The 14,193-nt window shown below is 70.1% G+C and carries 14 protein-coding genes and 1 pseudogene; 7 read left to right on the forward strand and 8 right to left on the reverse strand.

Annotation, left to right across the window (positions count from 1 at the left end):
* Positions 1–3: 3 nt before the first annotated feature.
* From ALIDE2_RS17680 to ALIDE2_RS17695, 4 genes and pseudogenes are all read right to left on the reverse strand, one after another.
* Positions 4–924, reverse strand: coding sequence for an ABC transporter permease (locus ALIDE2_RS17680; protein WP_013518244.1), 921 nt, complete (start codon positions 922–924; stop codon positions 4–6).
* Entirely contained in the window at positions 924–1,997 is a 1,074-nt protein-coding gene (locus ALIDE2_RS17685) for an ABC transporter permease (RefSeq protein WP_013518243.1), read from the reverse strand. Before ALIDE2_RS17685 ends, ALIDE2_RS17680 begins: the two co-directional genes overlap by 1 nt.
* Complete coding sequence (locus ALIDE2_RS17690; RefSeq protein WP_013518242.1) at positions 1,984–3,573, reverse strand: ABC transporter ATP-binding protein; 1,590 nt, start codon at positions 3,571–3,573, stop codon at positions 1,984–1,986. Before ALIDE2_RS17690 ends, ALIDE2_RS17685 begins: the two co-directional genes overlap by 14 nt.
* 136 nt (positions 3,574–3,709) lie before the next feature.
* Positions 3,710–4,033: pseudogene (locus ALIDE2_RS17695) on the reverse strand (GGDEF domain-containing protein); the annotation flags it as partial.
* Positions 4,034–4,091: 58 nt separating this feature from the next.
* Here ALIDE2_RS17695 and ALIDE2_RS17700 point away from each other — a divergent pair.
* Together ALIDE2_RS17700 and ALIDE2_RS17705 are read left to right on the forward strand one after the other, a co-directional pair.
* On the forward strand, positions 4,092–5,222 hold the full coding sequence (locus ALIDE2_RS17700) for an IS630 family transposase (protein ID WP_013721273.1): 1,131 nt from the start codon (positions 4,092–4,094) through the stop codon (positions 5,220–5,222).
* Complete coding sequence (locus ALIDE2_RS17705) at positions 5,188–5,481, forward strand: hypothetical protein (protein ID WP_013721274.1); 294 nt, start codon at positions 5,188–5,190, stop codon at positions 5,479–5,481. Before ALIDE2_RS17700 ends, ALIDE2_RS17705 begins: the two co-directional genes overlap by 35 nt.
* 16 nt (positions 5,482–5,497) lie before the next feature.
* On the opposite strand, the gene ALIDE2_RS17710 is transcribed toward ALIDE2_RS17705, so the two are convergent.
* Positions 5,498–7,288, reverse strand: a complete 1,791-nt coding sequence (locus ALIDE2_RS17710) for a cache domain-containing protein (RefSeq protein WP_085945351.1) — start codon at positions 7,286–7,288, stop codon at positions 5,498–5,500.
* A gap of 285 nt (positions 7,289–7,573) precedes the next feature.
* Positions 7,574–8,197 carry a Crp/Fnr family transcriptional regulator gene (locus ALIDE2_RS17715; protein WP_013518240.1) on the reverse strand — a complete coding sequence of 208 codons (624 nt, stop codon included), beginning with the start codon at positions 8,195–8,197 and terminating at the stop codon, positions 7,574–7,576.
* Positions 8,198–8,444: 247 nt separating this feature from the next.
* Here ALIDE2_RS17715 and ALIDE2_RS17720 point away from each other — a divergent pair, with 247 nt between their 5' ends.
* The gene (locus ALIDE2_RS17720; protein ID WP_013518239.1) at positions 8,445–9,467 is read left to right on the forward strand and encodes a porin; all 1,023 of its coding nucleotides are present in this window, start codon (positions 8,445–8,447) and stop codon (positions 9,465–9,467) included.
* 109 nt (positions 9,468–9,576) lie between these two features.
* Positions 9,577–10,014 carry an HIT family protein gene (locus ALIDE2_RS17725; RefSeq protein WP_013722783.1) on the forward strand — a complete coding sequence of 146 codons (438 nt, stop codon included), beginning with the start codon at positions 9,577–9,579 and terminating at the stop codon, positions 10,012–10,014.
* On the opposite strand, the gene ALIDE2_RS17730 is transcribed toward ALIDE2_RS17725, so the two are convergent.
* On the reverse strand, positions 10,011–10,958 hold the full coding sequence (locus tag ALIDE2_RS17730) for a 2-hydroxyacid dehydrogenase (RefSeq protein ID WP_013722784.1): 948 nt from the start codon (positions 10,956–10,958) through the stop codon (positions 10,011–10,013). The two genes, ALIDE2_RS17725 and ALIDE2_RS17730, sit on opposite strands and share 4 nt — an antisense overlap.
* Before the next feature lie 181 nt (positions 10,959–11,139).
* On the opposite strand from ALIDE2_RS17730, the gene ALIDE2_RS17735 reads away from it, so the two are divergent.
* Genes ALIDE2_RS17735 through ALIDE2_RS17745 form a run of 3 tightly spaced genes read left to right on the forward strand, consistent with a single transcriptional unit; the run spans position 11,140 to position 13,686 of the window.
* Positions 11,140–12,066 (forward strand): MFS transporter, encoded by a 927-nt coding sequence (locus tag ALIDE2_RS17735; protein WP_013722785.1) that lies wholly within the window; start codon positions 11,140–11,142, stop codon positions 12,064–12,066.
* On the forward strand, positions 12,056–13,018 hold the full coding sequence (gene miaA / locus ALIDE2_RS17740) for a tRNA (adenosine(37)-N6)-dimethylallyltransferase MiaA (protein WP_013722786.1): 963 nt from the start codon (positions 12,056–12,058) through the stop codon (positions 13,016–13,018). Before ALIDE2_RS17735 ends, miaA begins: the two co-directional genes overlap by 11 nt.
* 5 nt (positions 13,019–13,023) lie before the next feature.
* Positions 13,024–13,686 (forward strand): ABC transporter ATP-binding protein, encoded by a 663-nt coding sequence (locus tag ALIDE2_RS17745; protein WP_013722787.1) that lies wholly within the window; start codon positions 13,024–13,026, stop codon positions 13,684–13,686.
* A 7-nt stretch (positions 13,687–13,693) separates the two neighbouring features.
* Here the strand turns inward: ALIDE2_RS17745 and ALIDE2_RS17750 are convergent, their stop codons facing one another.
* Positions 13,694–14,122, reverse strand: a complete 429-nt coding sequence (locus tag ALIDE2_RS17750) for an Hsp20/alpha crystallin family protein (RefSeq protein WP_013722788.1) — start codon at positions 14,120–14,122, stop codon at positions 13,694–13,696.
* Between the last annotated feature and the right edge of the window lie 71 nt (positions 14,123–14,193).

A 14,193-nucleotide genomic window follows, 5' to 3' on the forward strand; every position in this document is an offset into this window, starting at 1 on the left:
AAATCAGCTTCCGGGGTGAAAGGGCTTGCCCAGCGAGGCCGGCATATTGGCACGTATCCAGGCCGGATTGCGCGAGATGAGCGCCAGCACCACGATGGTGGCCAGGTAGGGCAGCATGGACAGGAGCTGGCTGGCCACCTGCACCCCCGTGGCTTGCAGGTGGAACTGCAGCATGGTCACGCCGCCGAACAGATAGGCGCCCAGCAGCACGCGCGCGGGCCGCCAGGTGGCGAAGGTGGTCAGCGCCAGCGCGATCCAGCCGCGCCCGGCCACCATGCCCTCCACCCATAGCGGCGTGTAGACGGTGGAGATGTAGGCCCCGGCCAGCCCGCACAGCGCGCCGCCGGCCATCACTGCGCCCAGGCGTATGCGGCGCACCGGGTAGCCCAGCGCATGGGCCGACTCGGGCGACTCGCCGACCGAGCGCAGCACCAGGCCGGCACGCGTGCGGTACAGGAACCACACCATCAGCGCCACCAGCACCATGGTCAGGTAGACCAGCGGGTGGTGCCTGAACAGGGCCTGCCCCACCACGGGCAGGTCACCCAGCAGGGGCCACGAGAACTTGGGCGTGTCGGGCAGCTTGGCCTGCACGTAGCCGATGCCCACGAAGGCCGAGAAGCCCACGCCGAACAGCGACAGCGCCAGCCCCGTGGCGTACTGGTTGGTGTTGAACCAGATCACCAGCACGCCGAACAGCGCCGCCAGCACCGCGCCCGCGGCCATGCCTGCGAGCAGGCCCAGCGCGAAGCTGCCCGTGTGGACCACGGTCGCAAAGGCGGCGATGGCCGCGCACAGCATCATGCCCTCGGCCCCCAGGTTGACGATGCCCGCCTTCTCGTTGATCAGGAGGCCCAGCGCGGCAATGGCCAGCACGGTGCCGGCACTCAGCGTGCTGCCCAGCAGCAATGCGTACGATTCCATCAGCGCAGCCCTCCCCGCGCACCCACCCAGCGCACGCGGTAGGCGATCAGCGTGTCACAGGCCAGCAGCGTGAACAACAGCAGGCCCTGGAACACCCCCGTGAGCGATTTCGGCAAACCCAGGCGCGACTGCGCGAGCTCGCCGCCGATGTAGAACATGCTCATGAGCAGCGCCGAGAACACCATGCCAACCGGGTGCAGGCGCCCCACGAAGGCCACGATGATGGCCGCGAAGCCATAGCCCGCCGGCACGTAGGGCGTGAGCTGGCCTATGGGCCCCGCCACCTCCAGCGCGCCGGCCAGGCCCGCCGTGGCGCCGGAGATCAGCAGCGCCGCCCACAGCGCACGGCGCGACGAAAAGCCCGCGTAGCGCGCCGCGGCCGGCGCCAGCCCGCCCACCTGCAGCGCAAAGCCCGCGCGCGTGCGAAACAGGAACACCCACAGCAGCGCACTGCCCACGAGCGCCAGCGGCAGGCCTATGGTCACGCGCGAGCCCACGAACAGCTTGGGCATCTGCGTGACGCGCTCAAACATGCGCGTCTGCGGGAAGTTGTAGCCCATGGGGTCCTTCCAGGGCCCATACACCAGGTAGCCCAACAGCAGCGTGGCCACGTAGACCAGCATCAGGCTGACCAGGATCTCGTTGGCGTTGAAGCGGTCGCGCAGCAGCGCCGTGATGCCCGCCCACGCCATGCCGCCGAGCACGCCGGCCACCAGGATGGCCGGCACGATCCACGGCCCCGTGGTCTTGTCGGCCAGCAGGGCGATGCCGCCGGCGGCCACGGCGCCGATTACGAACTGCCCCTCGGCCCCGATGTTCCAGATGTTCGAGCGGAAGCACACGGCCAGCCCCAGGGCGACGAGCAGGAGCGGCGTGGCCTTCAGGGCCAGCTCGCCCAGCGCGTACGGCGACTTGACGGGCTCCCAGAAGAACACCTGCAGGCCGCGCACCGGGTCCTTGCCCAGGGCCGCGAACAGCGCCACGCCGATCAGCACCGTGATCGCCAGCGCCAGCAGCGGCGAGCCGTAGGACCACAGGCGCGAGGCCTGGGGGCGCGCCTCAAGCTTGAGCATGGCCGACCTCCCCCGCGCCCAGATGTGCCTGCACCTCGGCGTGCCACAGCCCGCTCATCCATTCGCCGATGCGCGCAACCGTCGCCTCGGCGCGCGGAACGCTGGGCGACAGCCGCCCCTTGGCCAGCACGTGCAGCCGGTCACAGATCTCGAACAATTCGTCCAGCTCCTCGCTCAGCACCAGCACCGCGCAGCCCTGGTCGCGCAGCCGCAATATCTCGCCGCGGATCTGCGCGGCCGCACCCACGTCCACGCCCCAGGTGGGCTGCGCGACGATGAGCAGCTTCGGGCCGGCGTCGATCTCGCGGCCCACGATGAATTTCTGCAGGTTACCGCCCGACAGCGACTGGGCCGCCGCGTCGGGCCCGCCCGCTTTGACCTGGAAGCGCGCGATGATGCCGCGCGCCTGCTCCCGCAGCCGCCCCATGCGCAGCCAGCCGCCCGCCCCCACGGCATCGCCGCGCGTGAGCAACAGGTTGTGCGCCAGGCCCATGGTGGGCACGGCGCCGCGGCCCAAGCGCTCCTCGGGCACGAAGTGCAGGCCCAGGGCGCGCCTGCGGCGCGGGCCCAGGCGCCCGGCGTTCCTGCCCGACAGCTGCACCATGGCGGCCTCGGCGCGCCGGTCCTCGCCCGACAGGGCCTGGAGCAGCTCCTTCTGCCCGTTGCCCGAGATGCCAGCAATGCCCACCACCTCGCCGGCGCGCACGGCCAGCTCGATGTCGATGAGCGCCACGCCGAACGGGTCGGCCACCGGCAGGCTCAGCGCGCGGGTGCGCAGCACCACCTCGCCCGGGACCTGCGCGCGGTGCGCGAGCTGCGGCGGCTCGGCGCCGATCATCATGCGCGACAGCGAGGCGTTGGACTCCTGCGACGGGTCGCACACCCCCGTGACCTTGCCCCCGCGCATCACCGTGCAGGCGGTGCACAGCGCGCGTATCTCGTGCAGCTTGTGGCTGATGTAAAGGATGCTGCAGCCCTCGCTGGCCAGTTTGCGCAGCACCACGAAGAGCTTGTCCACCGCCTGCGGCGTGAGCACCGAGGTGGGCTCGTCCAGGATCAGCAGCCTGGGCGCAGTGAGCAGCGCCCGGATGATCTCCACGCGCTGCATCTCGCCCACGCTCAGGGTGTGCACGGGGCGCTGCGGGTCTATGTCGAGCCCGTACTCGGCCGCCGTGGCGCTGATGCGCCGCGCCACCTCGGCCAGCGGCACGCTCTTGTCCTGGCCCAGCCAGACGTTCTCGGCCACGGTGAGCGTGTCGAACAGGCTGAAATGCTGGAACACCATGGCGATGCCGAGCTGGCGCGCCTCCTGCGGATTGCGCACCTGCACGGGCCGGCCGTCGAACAGCATCTGCCCGGCATCGGGCTTGACGGCGCCGTAGATGATCTTCATCAGCGTGGACTTGCCGGCGCCGTTCTCGCCCAGCACCGCGTGCACCTCGCCGGGCCGCACCGTGAGCGACACGCCATCGTTGGCCACCACGGCCGGATACCTCTTGGTGATGCCCGTCAACTGCAGCCGCGGCGGCTCGCCCGCGGCCGGGGCGGCGGAGGCAGAGTGGGGGATGGGATTCATGGCGCGATTGTCTCCTAGTTTTTTGCTGCGCTCCCTTGAATCAAAACCAGATGTGGCGCCGACCCGATGCGCGCCAGCAGCTAGCCTTTTGGTAGCGACGCGATCCTGGTCCGGCGCGCCCCGCACGCCGCCGCCGTCACGCCAGCGCGCGCACCTCGCCCAGGTGGATGCGGTTGCGCCCCGCACGCTTGGCCTCGTAGCAGGCCATGTCGGCCGCGTGGAGCACGGCCGACACCTCGCGCAGCCCCGGCACCAGGGGCACCAAGCCTATGCTCAGGCCCAGCGTGAAGCTGCGCCCCTGGAAGGCGGGTTCCCAGGCCTGCACGGCGGCACGCAGCCGCTCGGCCACGGCCTCGCCGCGCGCCAGGGTGGCGCCGGGCAGGAGCACGGCGAATTCGTCCCCCCCCAGGCGCGCGGCCCAGCCGGTCTGGCGCACCTCGGATTCGAGCAGGCGCGCTAGTACAACATCCCGTAAATATGTTTTCTATAAGGGGTTTTTGATGTAAGCTCGACGCCTCATGAGGCGAGGCCGTCGAGCACAAGTTGTCAAGCTGTCAAAGAAGGAGCGCGAGGCGCTCGAAGCGTTGGTGCGCCAGAGCACGGCAGCCCAGCGCGACGTCGTGCGAGCCAAGATCGCGCTGATGGCCGACGAGGGTCTGACGACGGCGGCGATCGCTGCGTCGCTGGGCCTGTCGCTGCCCAGCGTGTCGAAGTGGCGCAGCCGCGTGGCGAGCCAAGGCATGGCGGGGCTGCGTGAGGTCCAGCGTCCCGGGCGACCGCGGCGCATCGCTGACGCGCAGCGGCTGCAACTGCTGGCCCTGGCGTGCGAGCCGGCCGAAGGTCTTGGCCGGGCCACGCCGACGCTGAATGAGTTGTGCGAGCGCGCCGTGCAGCGCGGGGTCGTGCCGCACATCAGCCGCAGTCACCTGCAGCGCATCTTGCAAGCCGGCGATGTGCGCCCGCACCGCGTGCGGCAGTGGCTGCACAGTCCTGACCCGCAGTTTCGCGAGAAGGTCAACGCCATCTGTGAGTTGTACCGCCAGCAGCCCTTGGGTTCGGTGGTGCTGAGCATCGACGAGAAGACCGGCATCCAGGCGATCGAGCGCAAGCATGCCGACCGCGCCCCGCAGCCTGGGCGCGCACGCCGCCGCGAATTCGAGTACATCCGGCATGGCACGCAGGCGCTGACGGCCGCGCTGGACGTGCATTCCGGCCGGGTGCTGGGCCGCTGCACCGACAGACGCACCCAGGACGATCTGGTGGCCTTCATGGAGGAGGTGGCATGCGCCTATCCCCAGGGCACCGTGCACGTCATCTGGGACAACCTGAACACGCACCGCGCGCAGGCGGTGTGGGCTGATTTCAACAGCCGGCACGGTGAGCGCTTCGTCTTTCACTTCACGCCGCTGCATGCCAGTTGGGTCAACCAGATCGAACTGCTGTTCGGCATCTACTCGCGCCGCGTCCTGCGCCACGCCAGCCATACCTCCACCCAGCATCTGCGCCAGCGCACCGAGGCCTTCATCGCACAGCGCAACGTCTCGCCCAAGCCGTTCAAGTGGACGTTCGCCGGCTTCGAGCTGCAAACTGGCGAACCCAGGAGGTTCACCCGCCATGCCCACACCCCTCGCCCAAGCAAGCGCCGCTGAGCTGCAGCGCCATCTCGCCGAATTCACCGGCCGCACCGCGGCCCATGTGCGTCCCTATGGCAAGCACCTGCTGATCCAGATGCACCGCGACGACGACGTCGATACCGTGGCACGCTTGAGCGAGGTCGCTCGCAACAAGTACACGGCAGCGTTTCGCAGCCACACCGGCCGCTGGGAGCCTTTGCCGGCCCCCGCTGCCGACCTGAAGCAGACCGCCGAGCTCGTCGCCACTCTCCTGGCGTCCTATCTTGAATCCTGAAATACATAAATGTATTTCAGGGATGTTGTACTAGGTGGCTCAGCACGGCGTCGCCCACGTCGCGGCCGGCCACGTCGTTGACCACCGTGAAATGGTCCAGGTCCAGGAACAGCAGCACGCCGCCGCCATCGTCGGGCTGCTGCTGCGGCCCGCGCTGCGCGCGCTCGGCCAGCAGCACCTGCAGGCGCCGCTTGAACTCGGTGCGGTCGAGTAGCTGGGTCAGCGGGTCGTGCGTGCGCTCCCAGGCCTGCTGCAGCCGCGCCTCGCGCTCGGCGGTGCAGTCTTCCAGCGTCCACACCTGTCCACGCGCGGGATCGCCGGGCTGCACCGGCTGGCCCTGCGCGCGCACCCACAGCGTGCCGCCGTCCTGGCGCAGCAAGGGCAGCTCGCCATCGAAAACGCCATGCGCGGCGAACTCCGCATGCACCCGCTGCGCCACATCCACCCCACCCTCCTGCGGGGCCAGCAGCGCGAGCAGGCTGTGCCCCTGCAGCTGCGCCGGCGTGTAGCCCAGCAGGCGGCAAGCCTGCAGACTCACGACCTCCACATGCTCGGCGCGCGTGAGCGCAATGCCCAGCGGCACATGATCGAGCACCGCCTGCAATTGGCGCTCCACCACCTGCGCGCCGCGCCAGCCCAGGCGCCTGCTCTCCAGCAGCCGGGCGCATACGCGCACCACGTCGTCCACCTCGCCCGACGAGCGCGGCCAGGGCCCGTCTGCGCCGGCCTCTCCCGCGCCTTCTTCCTCCCTGTCTTCGGCCTCCAGCACCGCCCTGGCGCGCTGGCGCAGCAGGGCCAGCGGCCGCGCCAACCAGACCATGGCCAGCACGGCCAGCACGCAGACCGCCCCAGTGGCCTCGGCCGCCAGCCACCAGGCGCGGCGCTGCGCGCCGTGCAGCGGCTCCAGCATAGCCTGCGCATCGCTCACGCGAGCCACCAGCCACTGGGGCATGGGCACGCTGGCCAGGCTCACCACATGGGTCCCCTGCAGCTGCGTCGTGGCGCCCGCGGCCAGCGGCTGGTCGGCACTGCGCCATTGCGCGTAGACCTCGCCCAGGCCGGGCTCGTCGCTCACCTTGCCCAGCACGCGCTCCAGGGTGGGGTGCGAGAGGATCACCCCATCGCGCGTGAACACGATGAGCCGCGACTCGCTGCGCTCGGGCAGCGCCAGCGAGTGCGGCAGCAGCCCCTGGGACTGCAGCCGCAGCACGCCGGCCACGGCGCCCATCACACGCCCCTCGGCGCGCAGCAGCGGCATGGTGAACATCACGCGGGCGTCGGCCGCGGTGCTGCCTATCAGGCCCGAGACCAGGGGCTTGCCGTTGAGCAGCGTGCGCACCAGGTAGTCGCGCTCGGCCGGGTCGAGGTCGGAGGCCTTGGCGAGCTTGCCGTAGCGCAGGTTGACCCTCAGGTCGCCATCCTTGCGCGCCACCTGCATGGCATCGAAGAAGCGCACGGCCGGCAGGCCCTGCTGCAGCAGCCATTCCAGCGAGGCGGGCGAGTCCAGCATCTCGGGCGTGATGCTGTCGGCCACCGTGGAGAGCACCTTCTGACTTTGCTCGATCTTGCTGGCCAGCAGGCGCGCCACCAGCTCCACCTCGTCGTTCTGCTGGCTCACCAGGCGGTCCATGGAATCCTGGGCGATGGCGTGCGACACCCACCAGGCGGCCAGGGCGCCGGACAGCACGATGGCCGCCGCCGCCACCAGCAGCAGCTTGCGCACCAGCGGCCCGGGAAACCACGGCGGCGAACCCGCATCCTCGGACTCCTGCTCCCACAGTGCGGGGGCGTGCTCGGGCCGGGTCATGGGCGCTCCGCGGTCGAAGCACCCTTGGCGAAGAAATCGGGTATGGCGCGTGGCATCGCTACTGGTTCTTGGAGGTCCGGCGCAGCACCGGAATCCAGACCAATATAAGCAGCACCCTCATGCCCCAGCCTGGGTGGAACCCTGGAAACCGTGCAGGAAAAACCCTGAAGCGTGTCCTGGAAACGACGAGATCGAAACAGGCGGATGCAGATTCGCCCGTTTTGTTGAGAACAGGCAAATCTGTTTACGAATTGCGCGCAAAAGGCGGCAATTGAGGAAAGCTATCTAAAATCCAGCCACCATTTGCAACGCACGCGGCTGCGGCAGGCTCAGCACGTTGCCCGTGCCGGCGATGAGGCCATGCTCGCGCAGGTGACGCAGCACGCGCGACAGCGTCTCGGGCGCGATGCCGAGCTGGGCGGCGATGAGGCGCTTGCGCTGATGCAGGGTCACGCGCAGCCCGCCGTCCTCGCTGTTGTGCGCATGGCGCAGCAGCCATTGGGCGCAGCGCGCCTCGGCGTCCTGGGCCAGGCGGCTCACGGCCAGCTCGGTCTGCTGGCAGTAGCCGATGGCCATGTCGCGCACCAGCACCTGGGCCGCCTGCGGCAGGGCGTCGAAGCTGCGCTTGAACTCCTCCACCGGCATGCGGCGCAGCTGCACGCGCGTGTCGGCCACCATGTCCACGGCGCAGGGCTGATCCAGCAGGGCCGTGGCGGCATCGAGCCAGAACGGCCCCTCGACCACGCCCAGCTGGTGGCGCATCACGCCGTCCTCGCGCACGCCCAGAAGCACGCGGCCGCTGTCCAAGTACAGCACGGATGCCGGCTGCTGGTGGCGTTCACGCAGCACCTCGCCCGCGGTGGCTACCTCGATCTGTACGGACTGGTCGGAGGAAGGAGTCGGGAACATGGCACAACTGTGCCGTGCACACACAGCCCGCGCTTTGAGGGAAATCAAATCCGCACCACTACCCCGCTACCCCATTTGTAGTGGTTTGTGCAACAGCCGGGGCCTGGATGATGCAAAAAAATCCGGCAAAACCCTGTATCGCCTATGCGCCCGGCGCAAATTTCCGGATGATGGCGGTGTGTGCAAATATTGCATACAAACTGCACGCCCCATGCCGGTTTTCGTCGGCGACACCAAAGGATTACACATGCCCAAGAAACTCATTGCCCTGGCCGCGGCAGCGCTGTGCTGCACCGGCGCCTACGCCCAAAGCTCCGTCCAGGTCACCGGCCTGGCCGACGTGTACGCCGGTTCCATGAAGATGGCCGGCGATGCCAGCCGCAAATCCGTCGTCAACAGCGGCGGCATGACCACCTCGTGGTTCGGCTTCAAGGGCACGGAAGACCTGGGCGGCGGGCTGAAGGCCAACTTCCAGCTCACCTCGTTCATCCAGGTGGACAACGGCACGCAGGGCCGCTTCGGTGGCGACACCTTCTTCTCGCGCGACGCCAACGTGAGCCTGTCGGGCAGCTTCGGCTCCGTGCTGCTGGGCCGCTGGATGGCGCCCAACTTCCTGCCCTCGGTGGTCGGCAACCCCATGGGCGACTCGTTCGCCTTCTCGCCGCTGATCCTGCACATGGACGTGCCGCTGTTCAACGCCTCGGGCTGGAAGGCCACGGTGCCCTCCGACACGGGCTGGAGCAACCAGATCGCCTACAGCACGCCCGACATCGGCGGCTTCAAGGCCAACCTGCAGTACCAGTTCGGCGAGCAGGCGGGCGACAACGGCAAGAAGAACGTCGGCGCCAACTTCTTCTACTTCGGCGGCCCGCTGACGCTGACCGGCTTCTACGAGCGCGCCCAGATCAGCAACCCCGGCCAGGGCACCTACCTGGGCACCACCAAGAAGGACTGGATGCTGGCCGCGGCCTACGACTTCAAGGTGGTCAAGCCCTACCTGAGCTATGGCCAGGCCAAGGCCGACAACAACCCCGACAAGGCCAAGACCCTGCAGGTGGGCGCATCGGCCCCCCTGGCCGGCGGCAGCCTGCTGGCGTCCTGGGCCAAGACCGACCTGTCGTTCTCCGACCTCGACCGCAAGACCTTCACGCTGGGCTACGACTACTACCTGTCCAAGCGCACGGACGTGTATGCCATGTACATGAACGACAAGATCACGAACCAGTCCACGGGCAACAGCTTCGGCGTGGGCATACGCCACCGCTTCTGAGCATCTTTCGCTCCTCTCGTGCAGGGCACGCGGCCGGGCGCCGCGTGCCCTTTGTTTTGCCTGCCGTATGCTGCACCATCCCATCGACCGAGAGAAAAGGAGCCCCGCCGTGCCCATGTTCGTCGACACCTCGCCGCCCGGCCAGTGCATCTTCTGCCGCCTGGTGGCCGGCGAGATTCCCAGCGCCAAGGTGTACGAGGACGCGCTCACCATCGCCTTCATGGACATAGGCCAGGTCACGCCCGGCCATGTGCTCGTGGCCACGCGGCGCCATGCGGCCACGCTGCTGGACGCGACGCCCGAGGAAGCCGCCGCCGTGATGCAGACCGCGCACCGCGTGGCGCTGGCCGTGCAGGCCGTCTTCGACCCGCCCGGACTCACGCTGCTGCAGGCCAACGGCACGCTGGGCGGCCAAACCGTGGCGCACTTTCACATGCACGTGGTGCCGCGCCACGAGGCCGACGGCATCGCCCTCACCTGGCCGCGCAAGGAGCCGCCGGCGGCCGTGCTCGCAGGCTACGCCGAGCGCCTGCGCGCGGCGCTTTAGATCGGAGACACCACGCCGCGGCCCGCGAAGTAGCCCTCGGCGTTCGCCAGGAAGCGGTTCACGCTGGCCTGCACGGCCTCGGGCGACCAGCCGGCCACGTGCGGGGTGAGCAGCACGTTGTCCAGGTGGATCAGCTCCTGCGGTGGCGCGGGCTCGCTCTCGTACACATCCAGCCCCGCGCCGGCGATGCGCCGCTCGCGCAGCGCGGCGGCCAGGGCCTGCGTGTCCACCACGCTGCCGCGCGCGATGTTCACCAGGTAGCCCTGCGGGCCCAGGGCCTGCAGCACCGCGGCATCCACGCGGTGGTGCGTGGCCGGGCCGCCGGGCGTGGCGCACACCAGCACGTCGCACCAGGCGGCCAGGTCGTGCAGGCTGCCGAAGTAGCGATGCGGCACGTCGGCGCGCGGGCTGCGGTTGTGGTAGCCGATCTCCATGTCGAAGCCCGCCGCGCGGCGCGCGATCTTGCGGCCTATGGTGCCCAGCCCGAAGATGCCCAGCCGCTTGCCCGACACATTGGGCGGCAGGCCGATGGCGTCGCGCCACACGCCCGCGCGGCACTGCCGGTCCAGCGCACGCATACCGCGCACGATGGCGATGAGCAGGCCGAAGGCATGGTCGGCCACGCAGTCGTCGTTGGTGCCGGCGCCGTTGGCCAGCGCGATGCCGCGCGCGCGGGCCGCGTCCAGCGCCAGGTTCTCGTAGCCCGCGCCCAGGACGCACACCAGCTCCAGCGCCGGCATGGCGCCGATCTCCTGCGCCGTGAGGCCGACGGAGCCGATGGTCAGCACGGCACGAAAGCGCGCGCCCTGTCCGGCGATGGCCTGGGCGCGCTGCGCGGGCGTAGGGGCATGGCAGACGTCGAAGCGCTGGCCGATCTGGTCCAGGTGCCGCTGCGACATGCCGTTGAGGACGAGAAGGGGAATGGGGACGACTGTAGAGATCATGGCGTACGGAGATGGCAGACGAAAACTATGTTTTTCATAGCTGCTTCCGCTTGTCTGTAGGGCGATGCAGGCTATTTTCATACAAATTCGGCATTCCTGCACCGCATGGCCCGGCAGGCCCTGGCGCGGGGATGGGAGCCCGGCGCCGCACGCCGCCGACTCTGCTACCCTCGCGCGCATCATGTCCGTCCCGTCCGCCGCCATCGGCACGCAGGAGGCGCCCGCCGTGCCCGTGTCCCCCGGCCTCGCCATCGTGGTGCTGGCCCTGCTGCTGAGCATCCAGCCCGTCGCCACCGACCTGTACCTGCCCGCCCTGCCCGCGCTCACGCGCAGCCTGGGCGCGCCCGTGGCCGTGGGGCAGCTCACGCTGTCGGCGCTGCTGCTGGCCATCGGCTGCTCGCAGCTGGCCTGGGGGCCGCTGTCGGACCGCTTCGGCCGCAGGCCCGTGCTGCTCGCGGGGCTGGCGGTATATACGCTGGCCTCGGTGGGTGCGGCGCTGGCGCCCACCATGGCACTGCTCGTGGCCTGGCGCACGGCCCAGGGCCTGGCCATGGGCGCTGCGGTGATGTGCGCGCGCGCCATCGTGCGCGACCTGTACACGCCGCTGGCGGGCGCGCGCGCCATGTCCAAGGCGCTCACCGGCCTTGGCATCGTGGCCTGCCTGTGCGCGCCGCTGGGCGGGCTGCTGACCGAATGGCTGGGCTGGCGCGCGGCGCTGCTGGTGCTCACCGCCTACGCCGTGGCCATGCTGGCCCTGGTGGCGCTGCGCCCGGGCACGCTCGCGCGCACCTGGGCGCTGGTGCTGCGCTCGCCCACGTTCTGGGCGTTCTCGCTGCTCACCACGGCCACCTATGGCGGGCTGTTCACCTTCCTGGCGGCCTCGTCCTTCGTGTACATCGGCGTGCTGGGCACCACGCGCACGCAATACGGGCTGGTGCTGCTGTCCACGGCCGTGGCCTACCTGCTGGGCACGCTGCTGTGCCGGCGGCTGCTCGGCACCGTCTGGCCGCTGGTGCAGGGCGTGGCGCTGTGGTCGGTGCTGCTGGCGGCCATTGCCTGGACGCTGGTGCAGCGCCACGCCGAACCGGAGCCCGCCCATGCCCGCTGAACGCATTCCCGCCGTCGCGCTGGCCGGCCCCACGGCCTCGGGCAAGACGGCCGCCGCCTTCGCCATTGCCGATGCGCTGGCGCCGCAGCTGCCGGTGGAGATCGTCAGCGTGGACTCGGCCCTGGTGTACCGCGGCATGGACATAGGCACGGCCAAGCCCACGCGCGAGGAGCTGGCCCACGTGCCGCACCACCTCATCGACATCCGCGACCCGCTTCAGCCCTACAGCGCCGCCGAGTTCGTGCAGGACGCCACGCGGCTCATCGCCGAGATCCGCGCGCGCGGCGCGCTGCCGCTGCTCGTGGGCGGCACCATGCTGTACTTCAAGGCGCTGCTGGACGGCATGGACGACATGCCCCCCGCCGACGCCGCCGTGCGCGCGCGCCTGGACGCGCAGGCCGCCGCCATCGGCTGGCCCGCCATGCACGCCGAGCTGGCGCGCGTGGACCCTGCCACCGCCGCGCGCCTGGCGCCCGGCGACAGCCAGCGCATACAGCGCGCGCTGGAGGTGTGGCACATCTCGGGCCGGCCGCTGTCGAGCTTCCACACTACCAAAACAGGAGCTGCCAGCGCCCGCCCCATGGGCGCTGCAAGCCTTTTTTCCTTGGAACCGCAGGACCGCGCCTGGCTGCACGAGCGCATCGCCCTGCGCTTCCACGCCATGCTGGCCGCGGGCTTCCTCGACGAAGTGATGCGCCTGCGCGCGCGCGGCGACCTGCACGCCGACCTGCCCAGCATGCGCTGCGTGGGCTACCGCCAGGCGTGGGAATCGCTCGACGGACTGCACCCGCTGGCCAGCCTGCCCGAGCGCGGCATCGCCGCCACGCGCCAGCTCGCCAAGCGGCAGATCACCTGGCTGCGCAGCATGCCGCAGCGCCACGCCATCGCCTGCGACGCGCCCGACGCCACCGCCCGGCTGCTGCAGGCCGTGCGCCGCCACCTGGGCGCCTGAATCCGATGGACGAGCTGCTGCGCGTGCAGGCCCTGGCCAGGCGCTACGGCGCAGCCACCGTGTTCGAGAACGTGGAGTTCACGCTGCGCGCGGGGGAGTTCCTCGCCATCGTGGGCGAGTCGGGCGTGGGCAAGTCCACGCTGCTCAACTGCCTGGCGGGGCTGGACGGCTGGGACGCGGGCCGCATCGTGCACGCCGGCGGCACCGACCTCGCCGCGCTCGACGACGCGCAGCGCGCCCTGTGGCGCCGCGCGCACGTGGGCTTCGTGTTCCAGGCGTTCCACGTGCTGCCGCACCTGGACGTGGCGCAGAACGTGGGCCTGCCGCTGCTGCTGCTGGACCGCCACGACGGGGCGCGCGTGCAGCAGATGCTGGCCGCCGTGGGCCTGGAGGGCCTGGGCGGGCGGCTGCCGCAGCAGCTCAGCGGCGGCCAGCTGCAGCGCGTGGCCATCGCGCGGGCCCTGGTGCACCGCCCCGCCCTGCTGCTGGCCGACGAGCCCACGGGCAACCTGGACCCCGGCACGGCGGCGCGGATCATGGACCTGCTCATCGCCCAGACCCGCGAACATGGCGCCGCGCTCGTGCTCGTCACCCACTCGCAGGCCGCGGCGGCCCGGGCGGACCGGGTGCTGCACCTGACGGCGCAGGGCATCCGCCCGGGGGCATGACCCCGGCTTACTCGATCGCCAGCCGCTGGGCCCTGGCGCCCTGCAGCTTGGGCAGCGTGAGCGTGAGCACGCCGTTGTCGTACCTGGCCTTGGCCTGGGCGGCGTCCACGTCCACGGGCAGCTGGAAGCTGCGCGCCACGGAGCCGAAGTAGCGCTCGCTGCGCAGCACCTTCTCGCCTTCCTTCTTCTCGTCGTGCTGGCGCACCTCGGCACGCAGGCTCACCACGTTGCCGTCGATGGAGACGTTGATGTCCTCCTTGGGCACGCCCGGCACCTCGGCATGCACGGTGTAGGCGGCATCGTCCTCCTTCACGTCGATCTTGATCTGCGACGGCGCGGGCAGGCCGTCGCCATGCAGCGGACGCACATAGAAACCGGGTGCGAAATCCTTGAAGAAATCGTCGAACAGACTGCCACGGCTGACCAGCGAATTCATGATGTAGCTCCTTCCTTGACACGATGAAAACAAAGACCCTCTGCGGGCCATCGGGCAGGCGGATCCTGCCT

Origin of the sequence: Alicycliphilus denitrificans K601, assembly GCF_000204645.1 — a bacterium.
In the GTDB taxonomy this organism is placed as follows: Bacteria; Pseudomonadota; Gammaproteobacteria; order Burkholderiales; family Burkholderiaceae_C; genus Alicycliphilus; species Alicycliphilus denitrificans.

Coding starts and splice junctions, on each gene's coding strand:
- ALIDE2_RS17680 (WP_013518244.1), bottom strand. CDS start 924: ATGGAATCGTACGCATTGCTGCTGGGCAGCACGCTGAGTGCCGGCACC.
- ALIDE2_RS17685 (WP_013518243.1), bottom strand. CDS start 1,997: ATGCTCAAGCTTGAGGCGCGCCCCCAGGCCTCGCGCCTGTGGTCCTAC.
- ALIDE2_RS17690 (WP_013518242.1), bottom strand. CDS start 3,573: ATGAATCCCATCCCCCACTCTGCCTCCGCCGCCCCGGCCGCGGGCGAG.
- ALIDE2_RS17700 (WP_013721273.1), top strand. CDS start 4,092: ATGAGGCGAGGCCGTCGAGCACAAGTTGTCAAGCTGTCAAAGAAGGAG.
- ALIDE2_RS17705 (WP_013721274.1), top strand. CDS start 5,188: ATGCCCACACCCCTCGCCCAAGCAAGCGCCGCTGAGCTGCAGCGCCAT.
- ALIDE2_RS17710 (WP_085945351.1), bottom strand. CDS start 7,288: ATGACCCGGCCCGAGCACGCCCCCGCACTGTGGGAGCAGGAGTCCGAG.
- ALIDE2_RS17715 (WP_013518240.1), bottom strand. CDS start 8,197: ATGTTCCCGACTCCTTCCTCCGACCAGTCCGTACAGATCGAGGTAGCC.
- ALIDE2_RS17720 (WP_013518239.1), top strand. CDS start 8,445: ATGCCCAAGAAACTCATTGCCCTGGCCGCGGCAGCGCTGTGCTGCACC.
- ALIDE2_RS17730 (WP_013722784.1), bottom strand. CDS start 10,958: ATGATCTCTACAGTCGTCCCCATTCCCCTTCTCGTCCTCAACGGCATG.
- ALIDE2_RS17735 (WP_013722785.1), top strand. CDS start 11,140: ATGTCCGTCCCGTCCGCCGCCATCGGCACGCAGGAGGCGCCCGCCGTG.
- miaA (WP_013722786.1), top strand. CDS start 12,056: ATGCCCGCTGAACGCATTCCCGCCGTCGCGCTGGCCGGCCCCACGGCC.
- ALIDE2_RS17745 (WP_013722787.1), top strand. CDS start 13,024: ATGGACGAGCTGCTGCGCGTGCAGGCCCTGGCCAGGCGCTACGGCGCA.
- ALIDE2_RS17750 (WP_013722788.1), bottom strand. CDS start 14,122: ATGAATTCGCTGGTCAGCCGTGGCAGTCTGTTCGACGATTTCTTCAAG.